11 protein-coding genes and 1 rRNA gene are annotated in these 16144 nt (G+C 63.2%); 1 reads left to right on the top strand and 11 read right to left on the bottom strand.

Annotation, left to right across the window (positions count from 1 at the left end; all coding sequences use genetic code 11):
• Positions 1-426 precede the first annotated feature (426 nt).
• The 4 genes from ACSSVG_RS01385 to ACSSVG_RS01400 all read right to left on the bottom strand — a co-directional run bounded on the left by ACSSVG_RS01385 (position 427) and on the right by ACSSVG_RS01400 (position 7001).
• Positions 427-1946, bottom strand: a 16S ribosomal RNA gene (locus ACSSVG_RS01385).
• A 683-nt stretch (positions 1947-2629) separates the two neighbouring features.
• Entirely contained in the window at positions 2630-3940 is a 1311-nt protein-coding gene (gene tyrS, locus ACSSVG_RS01390; RefSeq protein ID WP_492416903.1) for a tyrosine--tRNA ligase, read from the bottom strand.
• Positions 3941-3977: 37 nt separating this feature from the next.
• A complete protein-coding gene (locus ACSSVG_RS01395) occupies positions 3978-6206 on the bottom strand; it encodes a HelD family protein (RefSeq protein WP_492416905.1) in 2229 nt (742 codons plus the stop codon).
• Positions 6207-6338: 132 nt separating this feature from the next.
• On the bottom strand, positions 6339-7001 hold the full coding sequence (locus ACSSVG_RS01400) for a DNA-3-methyladenine glycosylase (RefSeq protein WP_492419108.1): 663 nt from the start codon (positions 6999-7001) through the stop codon (positions 6339-6341).
• A gap of 95 nt (positions 7002-7096) precedes the next feature.
• Between ACSSVG_RS01400 and ACSSVG_RS01405 the strand changes: the two genes are divergently transcribed.
• Positions 7097-8587: a DNA-3-methyladenine glycosylase 2 family protein gene (locus ACSSVG_RS01405; protein ID WP_231339224.1), complete on the top strand. Its 1491-nt coding sequence runs from the start codon at positions 7097-7099 to the stop codon at positions 8585-8587.
• Between the two features lie 171 nt (positions 8588-8758).
• Here the strand turns inward: ACSSVG_RS01405 and ACSSVG_RS01410 are convergent, their stop codons facing one another.
• From ACSSVG_RS01410 to argB, 7 genes are all read right to left on the bottom strand, one after another.
• Positions 8759-9496, bottom strand: coding sequence for a maleylpyruvate isomerase family mycothiol-dependent enzyme (locus ACSSVG_RS01410; protein WP_231339222.1), 738 nt, complete (start codon positions 9494-9496; stop codon positions 8759-8761).
• Between the two features lie 86 nt (positions 9497-9582).
• The gene (gene argH, locus ACSSVG_RS01415; protein ID WP_492416908.1) at positions 9583-10998 is read right to left on the bottom strand and encodes an argininosuccinate lyase; all 1416 of its coding nucleotides are present in this window, start codon (positions 10996-10998) and stop codon (positions 9583-9585) included.
• Positions 10998-12203, bottom strand: a complete 1206-nt coding sequence (locus ACSSVG_RS01420; protein ID WP_159734867.1) for an argininosuccinate synthase — start codon at positions 12201-12203, stop codon at positions 10998-11000. The genes argH and ACSSVG_RS01420 overlap by 1 nt, the downstream gene beginning before the upstream one ends.
• 67 nt (positions 12204-12270) lie before the next feature.
• Positions 12271-12810, bottom strand: a complete 540-nt coding sequence (locus ACSSVG_RS01425; protein WP_159707225.1) for an arginine repressor — start codon at positions 12808-12810, stop codon at positions 12271-12273.
• Complete coding sequence (gene argF, locus ACSSVG_RS01430) at positions 12810-13814, bottom strand: ornithine carbamoyltransferase (RefSeq protein ID WP_492416910.1); 1005 nt, start codon at positions 13812-13814, stop codon at positions 12810-12812. The genes ACSSVG_RS01425 and argF overlap by 1 nt, the downstream gene beginning before the upstream one ends.
• Positions 13811-15202: an acetylornithine transaminase gene (locus tag ACSSVG_RS01435; RefSeq protein ID WP_492416912.1), complete on the bottom strand. Its 1392-nt coding sequence runs from the start codon at positions 15200-15202 to the stop codon at positions 13811-13813. The genes argF and ACSSVG_RS01435 overlap by 4 nt, the downstream gene beginning before the upstream one ends.
• Complete coding sequence (argB, locus tag ACSSVG_RS01440) at positions 15199-16143, bottom strand: acetylglutamate kinase (RefSeq protein ID WP_231339208.1); 945 nt, start codon at positions 16141-16143, stop codon at positions 15199-15201. Before argB ends, ACSSVG_RS01435 begins: the two co-directional genes overlap by 4 nt.
• Between the last annotated feature and the right edge of the window lies 1 nt (position 16144).

Raw genomic sequence — 16144 nt, forward strand, 5'->3', positions numbered from 1 at the left:
GCTCGCGTCCACTATGTAGTTCTCAAACAACAACCCCATCAACCAGACCACCACCCACCACAACCCACACAGGGCTGAAAACAGTGACCAGCAGTACCGGAAGCAGGAACAAAAGAAACACCAGAAGTGCCCCCCTGCATTGCTGCAAAAAGGTCCTGTTGCCTCAGGACCCAACAGTGCGCCAAACACAACCCCCACAAACCGCACGCCCCGGCCACGTTCCAAACAACACCACACCCCAAAGAGGCACAGGTCGCCGTACTGGCACCAGGACACAACCGGTAAAGGCCATGCCAAACAAGTTTGATTCGTTGATATTCCACCCATGAGCACCCACCGCAGAACAGACGCCTGCGCAATGGGCAACACTGACAACCACCACCACACCCATGCAGGCACAGCAACCAGTTGCAAGCAGCTCCTTAGAAAGGAGGTGATCCAGCCGCACCTTCCGGTACGGCTACCTTGTTACGACTTAGTCCCAATCGCCGGTCCCACCTTCGACGGCTCCCCCCACAAGGGTTAGGCCACCGGCTTCGGGTGTTACCAACTTTCGTGACTTGACGGGCGGTGTGTACAAGGCCCGGGAACGTATTCACCGCAGCGTTGCTGATCTGCGATTACTAGCGACTCCGACTTCATGGGGTCGAGTTGCAGACCCCAATCCGAACTGAGACCGGCTTTTTGGGATTAGCTCCACCTCACAGTATCGCAACCCTTTGTACCGGCCATTGTAGCATGCGTGAAGCCCAAGACATAAGGGGCATGATGATTTGACGTCGTCCCCACCTTCCTCCGAGTTGACCCCGGCAGTCTCCTATGAGTCCCCGCCATAACGCGCTGGCAACATAGAACGAGGGTTGCGCTCGTTGCGGGACTTAACCCAACATCTCACGACACGAGCTGACGACAACCATGCACCACCTGTAAACCGACCGCAAGCGGGGCACCTGTTTCCAGGTATTACCGGTTCATGTCAAGCCTTGGTAAGGTTCTTCGCGTTGCATCGAATTAATCCGCATGCTCCGCCGCTTGTGCGGGCCCCCGTCAATTCCTTTGAGTTTTAGCCTTGCGGCCGTACTCCCCAGGCGGGGCACTTAATGCGTTAGCTACGGCGCGGAAAACGTGGAATGTCCCCCACACCTAGTGCCCAACGTTTACGGCATGGACTACCAGGGTATCTAATCCTGTTCGCTCCCCATGCTTTCGCTCCTCAGCGTCAGTTAATGCCCAGAGACCTGCCTTCGCCATCGGTGTTCCTCCTGATATCTGCGCATTTCACCGCTACACCAGGAATTCCAGTCTCCCCTACATCACTCTAGTCTGCCCGTACCCACTGCAGAACCGGAGTTGAGCCCCGGTCTTTCACAGCAGACGCGACAAACCGCCTACGAGCTCTTTACGCCCAATAATTCCGGATAACGCTTGCGCCCTACGTATTACCGCGGCTGCTGGCACGTAGTTAGCCGGCGCTTCTTCTGCAGGTACCGTCACTTTCGCTTCTTCCCTACTGAAAGAGGTTTACAACCCGAAGGCCGTCATCCCTCACGCGGCGTCGCTGCATCAGGCTTGCGCCCATTGTGCAATATTCCCCACTGCTGCCTCCCGTAGGAGTCTGGGCCGTGTCTCAGTCCCAGTGTGGCCGGTCACCCTCTCAGGCCGGCTACCCGTCGTCGCCTTGGTAGGCCATTACCCCACCAACAAGCTGATAGGCCGCGAGTCCATCCAAAACCACAAAAGCTTTCCACCCCCCACCATGCGATGAGGAGTCATATCCGGTATTAGACCCAGTTTCCCAGGCTTATCCCAGAGTCAAGGGCAGGTTACTCACGTGTTACTCACCCGTTCGCCACTAATCCCCCAGCAAGCTGGGATCATCGTTCGACTTGCATGTGTTAAGCACGCCGCCAGCGTTCATCCTGAGCCAGGATCAAACTCTCCGTTGAAGTAAAACAAATCAAACAGACACAACCACACCCACCGGAAATAACGGCGAACACGGCTGCACAAAATTCGAAACCAGCTGAAAACCAGCCCACCACACACGGGGGTGCATGACAGAACTGGCATAAATTTCAACCAATCAATAAAACAATCGGTATCAACAAACTTGGCACACTATTGAGTTCTCAAACAACAGACACAACCGGCACCACCCACACCCCACAGGGTCCAGGATCGCTCCGGAGCAACTTTTCAAACTTACCCGAACCAGCCGCACAAAGCAAACCAGAACCCGGGCCTCCCACACCAACCAGCAGCGCACCAAAGCACCACCGAAACCGGCAATTTGAAGGGAGATTGTCACCATCAATCCGCAACAGCGGCGGCGACTCGAATAACTTTACACGCGCCCCACCCCCACACCAAATCCACCCCAACACCACCCAAAAACCCCGCAAACACAAGGAAAACAACCCCAAAAAGACGCCAACCAGCCCAAAACAGCAGCCACAGGTTTCAGTGAAGCCCATCACACAAGCACAGCCCCCGGTGAGCGAGCGTCGACCAAAAACGGCGATTAGGTGAGCGGGCGTCGGCTTACGCCCACCGCGCGGCGCACAACATGGTCAGACGCAGAAAGGGCCGGCAACCATAACGGTTGCCGGCCCTGACTACTTCAGGATTCCTAGGCCGAAACCTCAATGGTGGCCAGATTTTTCTTGCCACGTCGAAGGAGCAGGTAGCGTCCATGCAGCAGTTGATCCTGGGCAATGACGGCGTCGGGATCGGAGACCTTGGTGTTGTTCACGTACGCGCCGCCCTCCCCCACAGTCCGACGGGCAGCGGACTTGCTGTCGGACAGACCCGAGGCAACCAGGAGGTCGATGATCCCCAGTCCGTCGGTGCCGATCTTTGCCGAAGGAAGTTCCGCCGTAGCGGCTTCGAGTGTGCGTTCGTCCAGAACCGTAAGATCGCCGTTTCCGAAGAGCGCGGCTGAAGCGGCAATGACCTTCTCGGTAGCGTCGACACCGTGGACCAGGGAAGTCACTTCGAAAGCGAGCTTCTTCTGGCCTTCACGGGCAAATGGACGTTCCGCCACGGCTTGTCCAAGCGCCTCAATTTCAGCGCGCGAGAGGAACGTGAAGACCTTGAGTCGGTCCACCACGTCCGCGTCAGCAGTGTTCAGCCAGAATTGGTAGAACGTGTACGGGCTGCACATGTCCGGGTCCAGCCAGATGGCGTTGCCCTCGCTCTTACCGAACTTGGTGCCGTCGGAGTTGGTGATGAGCGGCGTACCCATGGCGTGCACGCTCTTGCCCTCCACCTTGCGGATGAGTTCAGTGCCGCTGGTGAGGTTGCCCCACTGGTCCGAGCCGCCCGTCTGCAGGGCGCAGCCGTAGTCGCGGAAGAGCTGGAGGTAGTCCATTCCCTGCAGGATCTGGTAGCTGAACTCGGTGTAGCTGATGCCTTCGTCCGAGCTCAGGCGCGAGGCGACGGCATCCTTGCGGAGCATCGTGCCCACGCGGAAGTGCTTACCGATTTCACGCAGGAAGTCGATTGCGCTCAGCGGCGCCGTCCAGTCCAGGTTGTTGACCATGCGGGCGGAATTTTCGCCGTCGAAACTAAGGAAGCGACGCACCTGGCCTTGAAGGTAGCCGACCCACTCCGCAACGGTGTCCTTAGTGTTCAAGGTGCGTTCCGCCGTCGGACGCGGGTCGCCGATGAGGCCGGTGGATCCACCCACCAGGCCCAAAGGTTTGTGACCGGCCAACTGCAGGCGGCGCATCACCAGCAACTGCACAAGGTTGCCCAGATGCAGCGAGGGCGCGGTGGGATCGAAGCCACAGTAATACGTGATCGGGTCCCCGGCGAGCAGCTTTTCCAGTTCCGTTTCATCAGTGGAAACGTGGACAAGGCCGCGCCATTTGAGCTCCTGCCAGACGTTGGCAAAGGCGGGATCGTTGTGCTGGGACTCGAGGTTGTTTACGTGTGACACGAGATCTAAGTTAGCAGGATTGCAGGGCCCGTTTTTCCTAGCGCTCGATGCCGGCAGGTACGGGCGCGGCAGCAATGAGGCGCAGCCGCTGCGTTGCCCGGGTCATGGCAACGTAGAGATCGCCCACCTTGCCATGGTCGTGGTTCAACATTGCCGCCGGTTCCAGGACCACAACGCCATCGAATTCCAAGCCCTTGGCTTCCTTGGGGCTGATCACCACGATGTCTTGCTCGTAGCTGCCGGCCCCGGCGCCGATCCGGCGGCCGTAGACCTCCCGCAGTGCCGCCGTGGCCTGCGGCAGCAACGGTCCGTCGGCGATGACAGCCAGCAGGCCGCCGTCGATCGCTTCGACTTCTTCCGGCAGGATTTCAACCAGGCGCTTCACAATGCCATCTGCCTCCACATGGTCCACGATGGGTGACCATTTACCTTCGCGTACGGCCTTGGGCGCCGAGACAACGAGGCCGGCACGGTTGGCCATGCGGACCGCGGCTTCTGCGATCTGGGACGGCGTGCGGTAGTTGACGGTGAGTTCTTCGAGCGACCAGCGGTCACCGAACGACGGCGCCAAGGCGCTTTGCCACGAATTCGCACCAGCGGCGGCACTGGTTTGGGCAATGTCACCCACGATGGTGAAGGACTTCAGCGGGCAGCGCCGCACCAGGAGCCGCCACTGCATGGGTGATAGTTCCTGGGCCTCGTCAACCACGATGTGGCCAAAGGCCCATGAACGGTCGCTGGTGGCACGCTCGGCCGCCGTCAGGCGTCCTTCACGTTCCTGATTCTGGTCAGCGAGCTCCTCAGCCGACACGAGAACGTCGACGCCCATTGCTTCCATGTTCGCCAGAGTCTGCTTTGCATTGGCGACGTCGCGGGCGCGATCCGCTTCCTGCTGGGCCAGTCCCCTGCCCGCGGCCGGATCCAGCTCACCCAGCAGTTCGGCAGCCTCATCCAACAGCGGGACGTCGGCTTCCGTCCACGGAGCGTCTACAGGGCGCTGCAGCAGCGCACGTTGTCCGGGCGTGAGGTGCGGCGTGCAAGCTTCAAGGATGGCCGGCTTGCTGAAGAGCTCGGAGATGAGCTTTTCCGGGGTCATCGGCATCCAGCAAAGATTAAGCATGATGCGCACGTCCCGTGCAGACCTGACGTCTTCGGCCAAGTAGGCGCGATCGGCGTTGTTGCCGATGTTCGATTCCTCCACAAGGTCCGTCAGCTGTTCCGTGAGTTCTCGCAACAGGATCTTGACGAACGTCAGGCGGGCTTCGTTGTGCGGCTTGCCGGTAGCGCGGGCCTTCTCACGGGCACGGCGAACCTGACGGACGGTCAGTGTCAGCTTGCGGGAATCAACTTCGAGGATGCGGTCCTCGGCCGGTGTCCGCTGGCGGTTCGCGACGGCGTTGGCCACCACCTTGGCCATATCCAGCTTGCCCTTGAGAGCGGCGACGTCGGCGTCTTCCTCCGGTACGGCGTGGATTCCGGGCATGAGGCGCCCCAGGCTTGCCATGACCACGCCTGTTTCACCGAGCGAGGGCAGCACACGTTCGATGTAGTGCATGAAGGACGACGACGGTCCAACGAGGAGAACGCCGGCACTCTTGAGGCGATCGCGGTGGGTATACAGCAGGTAGGCCGCACGGTGCAGGGCCACAGCGGTCTTGCCGGTTCCGGGACCGCCCTGGACCACGAGCGCACCCGAGATGGAGGAACGGATGATCCGGTCCTGCTCGGATTGGATGGTTCCGACGATGTCGGACATGCGACCGGTGCGCTTGGAGTTCAGCGCAGCCAGCAACGCGCCTTCGCCCTGAAGGGAGTCGTTGTCGGCGAGCATCCCGGCGTCCAGGACATCGTCCTCAATGGCTTTGACGTCGCGTCCCTGCAGGATCAGGTGACGACGGCGGCGCACGCCTTGGCGGTCGAACGCGGTGGCCTGGTAGAAGTGGCCGGCCTCGGGCGCACGCCAGTCAACCATCAGCCGCTGGAGGTCGGCCGTGGACAGGCCTATGCGGCCGATGTACTGGGCTTCCCCGGAATCAAGGTCCAGACGGCCAAAGACCAAGCGATCGTCGACGGCGTCGAGTTGGGCCAGGCGGTCTTCGTACAGTGCCGCGAATGCGTCACGTTCTGAGACGTTCTGCATGGTTCCCACCGCGCCGGCCCTGCGCACCTGCGCCAGCTGGGCGCGCTTTTCTGCGCGCAGCTCATCGAGCCGGGCGTACAGCCCAGCTACATATTCCTGCTCGTGGACCAAATCAGCATCGTGCATCGAACCGTAACCCCTATCGCAAAAGACAGACCTACCATTCTACAGCGATTTTGGTAAACGTGCGGGGTACAAGTCATCAAGCGGACTACGTCACATAAAGTTCGTTGCCGGCTGCGTTGCTTTCGCGGCAAATCACCCTGCGGCGGTGCGGTTTCGCGGCCGGGCCGCCTTGTACCGGGACACCGTTGGGTCGTCTTCAATCCAAAATCTCCACGGATATTCAGTGGTGCCGCCCGGCCCGGCCACCCCAACCCGTGGTCCGCTGGCCACGGCCGCCGCCGGCGCCGGCGTCTTGGGTAACCACAGACTGAACGGTTCCGCGAGGGCGTCGCGGCCGGTGTCCGCCGTCGTGAGTCCCAGTGCGGAGGCGAGCCTGGCAGGGCCGCTGGCGAGGTCTTTGTGCGTTTTGGAGGCAGGCCTGCGAACGGCGGCAAGCTGCTCCCCCTCCACAATTTCTCCAGCCCTCAGCAGCAGCGCAGACGGGAAGCCCTCCGGTCCGCACACGATGTTGGCACAATAGTGCATCCCATACGTGAAGTAGACGTAAAGGTAACCGGGCGGGCCGAACATAGGCGCGTTCCGGGCGGTGGGACCCCCGAATGTATGGGATCCGGGGTCGGGATGCTCCGAACCACGCGGACCCATGTAGGCCTCGACCTCGGTGAGTCTGACCGAGACCGGACCGGCATCGGAGTGGTATGTCAGGACGGAGCCCAGGATCAGCGGAGCGATGACGCGCGCGTCGCTTGTGAGGAAACTGCGTACTTCATCGGGGTGGCTGATTCCGTCTTCCATGAACGAACCCATGCCCAGACCCTAGCAAGACCCACTCCACGGCCATGTCCGATTCCCGCTAGCAGGGGTCACTGGCGGGCTGGCAGGATGAAGCCATGGACTTCTGGCAGCGCTACAGGGCAATCGACGCCCGCGACACCCGGTTCGATGGCCAGTTCTTTACGGCCGTGAGCTCCACCGGAATCTACTGCAGGCCCTCATGCCCTGCCCGGACGCCCAAAGCTGAGAACGTCACTTTTTACGAAACCTCCGCCGCTGCCCATGAAGCCGGGTATCGGGCCTGCAAGAGGTGCCTCCCCGAAGCTGTCCCCGGAACGCCCGCCTGGAACATCCGCTCGGACATCGCCGGCCGGGCAATGCGGCTGATCAACGACGGCGTCATCACCCGTGAAGGCGTTGACGGACTGGCCCACAGATTGGGCTACTCCGCACGGCAGCTCAACCGCATCCTCAGCACCGAGTTGGGTGCCGGTCCCCTCTCCTTGGCCCGTGCAAGCAGGGCACAGACGGCCAGGACCCTTTTGGTCTCCACCACCATGCTCTTGGCGGATGTAGCCTTCGCATCAGGGTTCAACAGCGTGCGGCAATTCAATGACACCATCGGCGAGGTGTTCGCGATGACCCCGACGGCGTTGCGCGCCACCGGGGTGAAATCCGGAGTTCGCCGGGGTTCTGCGGCTCCCTGCGAGTCGGCTCCCGCGGCCCTGACGCTGACCCTGCCCTACAGGGAACCGTTCGATCCGGGAATCTTCGACTTCCTGGCCGTTCGCGCGGTCCCGGGAGTCGAACTGGCAGGAACAGGGGCCGACGGCAGCCGGACCTACGCCCGGACCATCCGGCTCGCGGGGGGCAGTGCTTCGTTCTCGGTGAAGTACAGCCCCTCGGCAGTGGGTAAACCATTGCAGCTCACGGCCACGGCTGTGGACCTGCACGATCTCCCCGCGCTGCTGAGTCGGGTGCGCCGACTGTTCGACCTCGACGCCGATCCGCAGGCCATTGACGACGCATTGGCCTCAGACCCCCGGCTGGCTATCAGTGTGGAGGCCATCCCCGGAATTCGTGTCCCGGGAGCCATGGATCCCCAGGAACTGCTAATGAGGGCCATGATCGGCCAGCAGATCACCGTGGCGGCGGCGCGAACAGCACTCACGCAATTGTCCGCCGCAGGTTCCCCGGCCGGGGCCGGCGCCCCAGGCTTGGAGACTTTGTTTCCGACGGCGGTTGAGATCGCCGAGCACGGCCGGGCACTACTCAGGGGACCACAACGCAGGATCGATTCCATAGTGGCTGCGGCCGAAGCGATGGCCACAGGAGCACTGGACTTCGGTTACGGCGACGACCCTGCCGGCCTTGAACGCAAGCTGCTCCCGTTGCCCGGCATTGGGCCCTGGACAGTGGGCTACGTGGCAATGCGGGTCCTCGGCTCTCCGGATGTTTTCCTGGCCAATGATGCCGCGGTGCGAAACGGATTGAAGGTCCTGCCCGCCGGGGCCGGTCTCAGCGCGGATTTCCGGGAAGTCAGCCCGTGGCGCTCGTACGCGACCATGCATTTATGGCGGGCAGCGGCACGGCCCAAAATCTCGTAGGGGCTGCCCCTGTCACCAACCGCCCCCTTCCGGCCGTCCCTCTCTCCAAGGGGCCTTGAGAGAGGGCCGCCCCAAAAAGGGAAATCCGTGAGAGAGGGCCGCCCCAAAAAGGGAAATCCGTGAGAGGGGGCCGCCCCAAAAAGGGAAATCCGTGAGACAGCGTCTGGGTGCTTAGCGGTTGGCGGGCAGGGCAGCCGGCCACGGGAGAAGATCCGGAAGCTCGACTCCGTCGGCAGCGGCCGTAGCCCTGAGGCTTCCCAGGCTGGGCTCGCGGCCTGCAAGCCACGCGGCGATGTCCGTGAGCATGCCCGTGATGGCAACCGAAGTGCCGCCGCTGCCGATGCTCCGCGGGGGCAGGCCGGTGGGCTGCAGGACGAACTTGCGCGACTCGGGAACGCGTGCCGCGAGGAACCCGATGAGGTGTTCGCAGAACGGTCGGCTCCAGGTCTCCGGACCGAACCCCAGGCCCAGGTCCGAGGCGTGGATTGTGAGTTCGCGCCACAAGGCGAGGCCGCCGTCGAACACTGTTCCGTCCCTGTAGGCGATGCGCGCTTGCCAATCGTCAGGTCCCAAAGCGTCAAATGCGGAAACAGCAGACCCCAACGCAGAGGTGAGGGACTCTGTGTGCTGCGCGAGGCTGTGTCCAGCGGCAAGTTCAATTGCTTTGGTACGCCCGTCCATGCCGCCGTCGTACAGTTCCACTGTCTCGCCGCGGCGCGCGTACTCAAGTTGACGGCCCATCGCGTTGGAGATTCCGGCAAGGTGGGCAAGGACGTGGCCCCGGGTCCAGCCAGGAAGCTCCGACGGTTCAGCGACGGATGAGTCGTCCAGTTTGGCGAGGAGGCGGGTGACGGTGCCGGCGGCTTTGTGAAGCTCTGCGGGCAGCGCGTCGGGGGTGATCTGAGTCATAGCGCCATGTTAACGCACAGCGGGACGGCACCTGGCAATGCTCTGCCCGAAAGGCATCGCTGCGAAATGCCGCCCCGCTTGGCGTTCTAGCTGACGTAGGAGCGCGCTGCGTCCAGTTCCGCTTCCAAGGCCGCCAGTTGGCGTTCGACGGCGGCCGGTGCCGTTCCGCCCTGCGAATTACGGCTGTTGAGCGAACCTTCCGTGCTCAGTACGCTGCGGACCTCTGGAGTCAGGTGCTCCGAGATTGCTGCGTATTCCTCGTCCGTCAGGTCCCACAACTCCACGCCACGGCCTTCGGCCTGCTTAACGGCAGCACCCGAGAGCTCGTGGGCCTCGCGGAAGGGGACGCCCTGGCGGACAAGCCATTCCGCGATGTCCGTGGCCAGTGCGAAACCCTGCGGGGCCAGTGATTCCATGCGCTCGGTGTTGAATTTGAGCGTGGCAATCATGCCGGACACGGCCGGAAGCAGCAGCTCCAAGGTGTCGGCAGCATCGAAGACCGGTTCCTTGTCCTCCTGCAGGTCGCGGTTATACGCGAGCGGCAGACCCTTGAGCGTCGCCAGGAGGCCTGTCAGGTTGCCGATGAGGCGCCCTGCCTTGCCACGGGCGAGCTCCGCAACGTCCGGGTTCTTCTTCTGAGGCATGATCGAGGACCCCGTGGAGTACGAATCATGCAGCGTGACGAAGGAGAATTCCTTGGTTGCCCAGAAGATGACTTCCTCGGAGATCCGGGACAGGTCCACGCCAATCATGGAACACACCCAGGCGAACTCGGCGAAGACATCGCGGGAGGCGGTGCCATCGATCGAGTTGTGGACGGCCGAGAAGAAGCCGAGGTCCGCGGCAACGGCCTCGGGGTCCAGGCCCAGGGATGACCCCGCCAACGCACCCGAACCATACGGCGAAACGCCGGCACGCTTGTCCCAGTCCTGGAGACGCTGCACGTCGCGAAGCAAAGCCCAGGCATGCGCCAAAAGATGGTGGCTCAGCAACACCGGCTGGGCATGCTGCAGATGCGTGCGGCCGGGCATGGCTACGCCATGGTGGGCCTTGGCCTGCTCAACGAGGGCGTCGATGGTGGCAAGGACACCGCCTGCAATGATCCGGGCATGGTCACGCAGGAACATGCGGCCAAGGGTGGCCACCTGGTCGTTGCGGGAACGGCCCGCACGGAGCTTGCCGCCCAACTGGGTTCCGGCGCGCTCAATGAGGCCGCGTTCCAGCGAACCATGCACGTCCTCGTCGCTCTCGGCCGGAAGGTACGCGCCGCTGGCGACGTCCTCGTCCAGCTGGGTGAGGGCGGCGAGCATGCCTTCAAGTTCGGCGTTGTCCAGCAGTCCGGCCTTGGCCAGCACGCGGGCGTGTGCCTTGGAACCGGCGATGTCATAGCGGGCAAGCCGCCAGTCAAAGTGGGTGGACTTGCTCAGTGCGGCCAGCGCATCCGCGGGACCGCCGGCGAACCGGCCGCCCCACAGTGCGCCTTCGTTTGTTGCGGACGTCATTACTCGCCTGCGACGCGCAGGTCGCGGCCAGAGGCAACCTTGGAGGACATGCCCCACAGCTCGATGAAGCCGCGTGCCATGGACTGGTCGAAGGTATCGCCGGTGTCGTAGGTAGCGAGGTCGAAGTCGTACAGCGAGGTCTCGGAGCGACGACCGTTGACGATCGCCTGGCCACCGTGGAGGACCATGCGGATGTCACCGGAAACGTACTGCTGGGTGTCCTCAATGAAGGCGTCCAGGGAGCGCTTGAGCGGGGAGAACCACTGGCCGTCGTAGACCAGCTCGGACCAGCGCTGGCCAACGGTGGCCTTGAAGCGGGCCTGCTCGCGTTCGATGGTGATGTCCTCGAGGTGCTTGTGCGCGGTAATCAGCGCCATGGCACCCGGGGCTTCGTAGATTTCACGGGACTTGATGCCGACCAGGCGGTCCTCGACGACGTCGATGCGGCCAACGCCCTGGGCGCCTGCACGGCGGTTCAGTTCCTGGATGGCCTGCAGCGGGGTGACTTTGACGCCGTCGATCGCTACCGGCACGCCGGCCTGGAAGGAAATGGTGACCTCGTCCGGTGCCGGCGGGAATTCCGGCGTAGCGGTGTAGTCGTAGATGTCCTTGGTGGGTGCGTTCCAGATGTCCTCAAGGTAGCCGGTTTCGACGGCGCGTCCCCAGACGTTTTGGTCGATCGAGTACGGGTTCTTCTTGGTGGTCTCGATCGGCAGTCCCTTTTCCTCGGCGAAGGCAATGGCCTTGTCACGGGTCAGGGCGAGGTCGCGGACGGGTGCGATGCACTTCAGGTCCGGGCCGAGGGTCTGGATGCCAACTTCGAAGCGGACCTGGTCGTTGCCCTTGCCGGTGCAGCCGTGAGCGACTGTGGTGGCGCCGAATTCGCGGGCAGCCTTGACGAGGTGCTTGACGATGACGGGACGGGAGATGGCCGAAACCAGCGGGTAGTGGCCCTGGTAGAGGGCGTTGGCCTTCAGTGTGGGCATCGCGTACTCGTTGGCGAACTCGTCGCGGGCGTCGGCCACATAAGCCTCGACGGCGCCGCAGCCAAGGGCGCGCTGGCGGATGGTCTCCAGGGACTCGCCGCCCTGTCCGACGTCGACGGCCACAGCGATGACCTCGGCACCGGTGGCTTCACCGATCCAGCCGATGGCTACGGACGTATCAAGGCCACCGGAGTAGGCCAGAACAATGCGCTCAGTCACGAGAGTGCTCCTTTGTTGTTGCTTGGTTCATTCGAATCAATGCTGGTGTGAATCAATGCTGGAAGATCTATTGGTTGGCCGGCCCGGCTTCTTCGGCCATGCGCAGAAAACGGGCCGCCAGTTCCGCCCCGCCATCGGGATCCCGGGCGACCAACAGCAAAGTGTCGTCGCCTGCGATCGTACCTAATACAGAGGGCATCACCGAGTGGTCCACGGCCAGCGCCAGGAAGTTGGCGGCTCCAGGCGGGGTGCGGAGGACAACGATGTTGCCCGACGCCTCCGCGGTGACCAGAAGTTCGCCGCAAAGCCTGGTCAACCGTGCGTCCAGGATTTCCTGCGTGACCCCGCTCTTGGCGTTGCGGTCCCCGCCCTCCCCCGGAACGGCATAAACCAACGCGCCTTCCTTGCCACGGACCCGGACTGCGCCGAGTTCCACAAGGTCGCGGGACAGGGTGGCTTGGGTGACCTGAACGCCGTCGTCCGCCAGCAGGGCTGCAAGCTCTGCCTGGGAGCGCACGGACTCACCCGTCAGGATCGCGGTGATGCGCGCCTGCCGGGCAGTCTTGGTGGCAGGGCTGGCGCCCGGCACGGACGGATTGGCGGACACTAGAACGTGCTCTCCCCAGTGCCCTCAACGGGGGAAAGCCCGTCTACGAAGGCCAGCCCGGAACGGTGCATCAGCCATGCCATGAGTGCCTTCTGGGCGTGGAGCCGGTTCTCTGCCTCGTCCCACACGATTGACTGCGGGCCATCAATGACGCCGGCCGAAATCTCGTAGCCGCGGTACGCGGGAAGGCAGTGAAGCACGACCGCGTCCGGCGCAGCCTGCGCCATGGCGGCCTCGTCCACGGAGTACTCGCGGAAGAGTTGCATCCTGGCTTCCTTTTCGGATTCCTGGCCCATGGAGACCCACGTGTCGGTGGCCACGACGTCCGCACCTTTGAGGGCCTCGGCGGCATCGCTGGTGATCAGCACCGAGCCGCCGGTCCCTGCAGCGCGTTCCTGTGCAGCGGCAACAATCTCCGCGGAAGGCAGGTAGCCCTCCGGCCCGGAGATGCGAACGTGCATACCCGCAGTGACACCGGCCAACAGGTAGGAGTTGGCCATGTTGTTCGCCGCATCGCCCAAGTAAGCCATGCTCAATCCAGCCAGGTCACCCTTATGTTCCTTGACGGCCAGGAGGTCGGCCAACAGCTGGCACGGGTGGTAATCGTCGCACAAGGCATTGATCACGGGGACCTTGGAATTTTCCGCCATGGCTACCAGCCCGGAGTGCGCACCGGTCCGCCACACAATGGTGGACACCATGCGCTCCAGGACCTTGGCCGTGTCCTCCACGGATTCCTTGTGGCCGATCTGCGCTTCACCCGGGTTGATGATCAGTGCGTTGCCGCCCATGTCCGCGATGCCGGTGGCAAAGGAAACACGCGTGCGGGTGGAGGTCTTGTCAAAGATCACTGCTACGGTCTTGCGGCCGTTGCCCTCTGCGGCGAAGGGTTGCACGCTGTATGGCGCTGCCTTCATCCGGACCGCGAGTTCCAGGACCTCAGCCTGCTCGGCTGGGCTCAGGTCCGTGTCCTTGAGGAAGTGGCGGGTGGTTGACGTGCTCACTGTGCGTCCTTAGCGGTTTGGGCGGTAGCCGTGGCGATCAAGGCGGGCAGGGCTGACAGGAATCGGTCGGCCTGTTCGGTGGTCAGGATCAGCGGAGGGGCGAGGCGGATGGTCCGCGGGCCCGGACTGTTGATGATGAAGCCTGCATCCAAAGCTGCGGTCACCATGGCCGGCGCGACGTCGGCGTTCACATCGAAGCCAATCAGCAGGCCCTCGCCGCGGACTTCAGTGACAGCATCGACGGCAGACAGTCCCTCGCGCAGATGCGCTCCGAGGTTCAGCACGTTCTGCAGGACACCTTGGCTTTCGATGGCGTGCAGCGTGGCCAGCGCGGCGGCCGTAGCTACCGGGTTTCCGCCGAAGGTGGTGCCGTGCTGCCCTGCGGTGAGCAGGGCCGACGTCGTACTTCCGAAGGTGACCAGCGCACCCACGGGGAAGCCGCCGCCTAGGCCCTTGGCGAGCGTGACGGCATCGGGCACAATTCCTGCGGCTTCGCTGGCCAGCCACTTTCCGGTGCGGCCGATGCCGGTCTGGACTTCGTCGAGGATCAACAGCGCACCGGCCTTGGTGGTTGCCTCGCGGGCGGCCTGCAGGTACTCGGTGCTCAGGGGCCGGACGCCTGCTTCGCCCTGGATCGGCTCCAGGAAAACGGCTGCTGTGGAATCGTCGACGGCGGCACGCAGGGCATCGATGTCACCGAACGGAATGTGGACCACACCACCGGGCAACGGCTCGAATGGCGCACGGTATGCTTCCTTCGCCGTGAGTGCCAAGGCGCCCATGGTGCGGCCATGGAAGGCGCCCTCGAGGGCGATGATCTTGGTCCGCTTCCCGTCCGGGTTGTTCCTGCGGGCCAGCTTGAAGGCTGCCTCGTTCGCCTCGGTGCCGGAGTTGGCAAAGAAGACCTTGGAACCGGCCGGGGCCTTGCTGATGGCCAGAAGTTTCTCGGCCAGTGCGATCTGCGTGGGGCTGGTGAAGAAGTTCGAAACATGCCCGAGCGTAGCCAACTGGCTGGAAATCACCGAGGTGACGAAAGGGTGGGCGTGGCCCAGGGCGTTCACTGCGATGCCGCCGAGAAGGTCCAAGTACTCCTTGCCATCGGCATCCCACACGAGGCACCCAGCACCACGGACCAGGACACGCTGCGGGGTACCAAAAACACCCATCAGCGAGGACGAGTAACGGGCAAGCCAGTCGGCGCCATTACTCACTCCAGTAATGACGGAAGCTTTGGCATCCGATCCGGCGATGGACCCCCGGGTGTGGTCGGGCACCGCGATGGGCCCACTGCCGCCGGGGTCCCCGTCCGAGCTTGCGAGGACGGGGAGCGGCTGGGGACGGGCGGGGGGTCCATCGCCGGTCGGGTTGCGGCCAACAGTTTCGCTCATGCGTTCACTTCCTCGTCGGGTACTACTTGCGTGCCAATGCCCGCGGTCGTAAAGGTTTCCAGCAGCATCGAGTGCGGCAGGCGGCCGTCCACGATATGTGCGCGTTCTACGCCTTCATCGATGGCTTTGAGGCACGCAGCCATTTTGGGGATCATGCCCGATTCGAGCTTGGGCAGCATGTCGCGGAGTTCCGAGGCTGTCAGCGATGAGATCAGCGACGATTTGTCCGGCCAGTTGGCGTAGAGGCCCTCGACGTCGGTCAGGATGACCAGCTTGGTGGCACCCAATGCCGAAGCTACTGCTGCGGCCGCCGTGTCTGCGTTGACGTTCAGGACCTGCCCAGTGGTTTGGCCGGTGCCATTTCCGCCGTCCACGATCTCCGGGGCGACGGTCGAAATCACGGGGATACGACCGGCGTCGAGAATGTCCTTGATACCGGCAGGGTCGACGCCAACTACCTCGCCCACCAGGCCGAGGTCCACTTCTTCGCCGTCAACAACAGTGCCCGTCCGAACGGCGCGCAGCAGCCCGCCATCCTCACCGGACATGCCCACGGCGTAGGGACCATGTGAGTTGATCAGCCCCACCAGTTCACGGCCCACCTGGCCCGTGAGGACCATGCGGACTACGTCCATGGCCTCGGGAGTGGTGACACGGAGACCACCCTTGAACTCGGACTCGATGCCGAGCCGGCCGAGCATGGAGTTGATCTGGGGGCCACCGCCGTGGACCACCACGGGGTGGATGCCCACGTGGTGGAGGAACACGATGTCTTCGGCGAAGGCGCGACGAAGGTCATCGTTAACCATGGCGTTGCCGCCGTACTTGATCACCATGGTGGTGCCGGCAAAACGCTGGATCCAAGGCAACGCCTCGATCAGCGTGCCGGCTTTGTCCTGGGCGTCGCTCATGGACGTGGTTTCGCGGGTATGCGCAGTCATT

The organism is Paenarthrobacter sp. E2MeOHC11 (assembly GCF_058744955.1).